The 1,988-nt window shown below is 57.1% G+C and carries 3 protein-coding genes; all 3 read right to left on the reverse strand.

What is annotated here, in order from left to right; all coding sequences use genetic code 11:
- On the reverse strand, nucleotides 1-149 hold a 149-nt coding region (locus MVB78_RS03840; protein WP_297488071.1), incomplete at its 3' end, for a glycogen debranching N-terminal domain-containing protein.
- Nucleotide 150: 1 nt separating this feature from the next.
- The gene (locus tag MVB78_RS03845) at nucleotides 151-1,620 is read right to left on the reverse strand and encodes an L-fucose/L-arabinose isomerase family protein (protein WP_297488065.1); all 1,470 of its coding nucleotides are present in this window, start codon (nucleotides 1,618-1,620) and stop codon (nucleotides 151-153) included.
- A gap of 12 nt (nucleotides 1,621-1,632) precedes the next feature.
- Nucleotides 1,633-1,988 (reverse strand): TOBE domain-containing protein (locus MVB78_RS03850; protein ID WP_297488068.1); only part of this gene is annotated, 356 nt, incomplete at its 5' end.

The following is a 1,988-nucleotide window of genomic DNA, read 5'->3' on the forward strand; positions in this document are numbered from 1 at the left end:
CCGATAAACTCCGGCTCGGGCTTCACGCGGAGGACTGCCCTCCTTACGAAGCGCGTGTCGAGGAAGTAGAAGCCGTGATATTTATCGGTCATGTTGCCCTCTTCGTCGGTCAGGGCGAAGGCCCCGTTGTTTGAGAGGGTCACGCGCATTCTACTCACCGGTGATGAGTCTCACTTCTGATCTCTCGGCAAGGTTGACCGCCTTAACTCCCCACAGCCTCGCCACGAACCTCAGCTCCTCGCGGTAGTCGCCGGGAACTAAGGAGAGGTGGTTGGCCCCCATAGCGGAGATAAAGCTTTCCTTGTCGAGGGGGTTCCTTATCGCTGTGTGGGGCCACTGCTTGCCCCACTTGAGCTTTGACTCGATTTCCTCGGTTATCTCAACTCCCTCAGCTAAGAAGTAGAGCAGGAAGTACTCACCTCCCTTCCTCACGAGCCTCGCAACGGTGAAGGTCGCCTTGGGAGTCCTGTAAGTTAAAGCCCCTCCGCTCGCCCCCTGACACTGGCCCTGTACCGTCGTCGCCCTGAGGTTCTCCTCGGGGTTCTCGCTTAGTCTCGCGTAGTAGAGGGAAGAGGCACCGCAGTTCGCTATCATCACCATCTCGTCGTCCACGTACTTTATGTCACCGAAGAGCGGTGGCTTCCCGCTCAGGTAGAAGAGCAGAGCGGAGCTTATCGTTCCCTTGACGTCTCCCTCGCACGTGGCGGGAATGATATCTTTCTCGCCCTCAGCATCGAGGTTGAAGGGGAAGAGAGCGGGGATCAGGCAGGCGGTGACGCCGTAAACCTCGCTCAGCTCGGGCTGGCACTTTATCGAGACAGCTGAAACGCTCCTATGCTCTTTAAAGCTCTCCTTTGAGGCGAGGTAGAGGGCTATCTGCTTCTTTAGAACCTCGGGGGTGAGCATCTTCCCGTCAAAGACCACCCTGCTCTTTGACGTCAGCCAGCGGTAGAAGCCTTCAACGCGCGAGCCTTCCTTCAGCAGTTCCTCGGCCTTCTTCACCAGCACGTACTGGTCGAGCATGATGAAGTCTCCGACGAACCTCTTCAACCTCGGGAGGTCGTCCATGAGGTGCTCCATCCCGAGGGTGTAGGGGGCGCCCCAGAGGAGTATTGACCTCTTCGAGAGCTCATCAATGGCCTCAACGGCCCTCGCCCAGGCCTTTACCATCTCGACGTCCCCCTTGAGGCGGGTGTGGTTGAGCGCGTAGTCGTTGACGGCGCTCTCCCAGAGAGAGGCTCCAACTGAGGTCACGCACGTCGTGCCTGCCCAAGCCGGGTCGTCGTCCGCGTAGAGGAGGAGTGGCCTCTTCGCTTCTCTCACCATCGCCGTGACGAGGTTGCTCTCGGTCCAGTGCCAGAGGCCGGCTATAACTCCACCGGCGCCACTTCCAGCGACGAGCTTGCCCGCTTTAATGCTCTCTTCCATGGAATCAATCCCGAAGTTGCCACCCCCTTCGAGAACCCCGTACTTTCCGAGCTCCCGGTTCACGTCGAGAACCTCAAAACCGGCTTTTCTCAGCTCAGTTATAAGAGCGGAGTGCTTCTCCACCAAAGCCTTCTCGCGCTCGGTGGAGAGGGCTGTCGGCCTTGGATCGGTGAAGGTTGCGACGGCTATCATCTTTTCACCCCCTCAAAATACTGCCTTTCCGTTCTCTTTGTTGAAGACGTGGGCCTTTCTCATGTTGAAGCTTATCCCAATCTCATCCCCTTCCCTAATCTTTGGCTCGCTCCCGAAGACTGCCTCCAGGTGAATGCTTCCAATACGCAGGTGGAGGATTTTCTCACTGCCAAGGTTCTCAACGATCTCAACCAGAGCCTTGACGCTCTCCCCGGTACCGCCAAGGTTCGCCTCGTTTATATCCTCTGGTCTTATGCCGAAGGTTATCGTCTTGTCGATCAAGTTCTCCTCCCTCAAAACCTCAAACTGGTCCGGCAGGAGCTTAAGCCTGAACTCGCCAAAATCAACAAACCCATCCTCAGTAAGAG

Origin of the sequence: Thermococcus sp. (assembly GCF_026991495.1) — an archaeon.
In the GTDB taxonomy this organism is placed as follows: Archaea; Methanobacteriota_B; Thermococci; order Thermococcales; family Thermococcaceae; genus Thermococcus.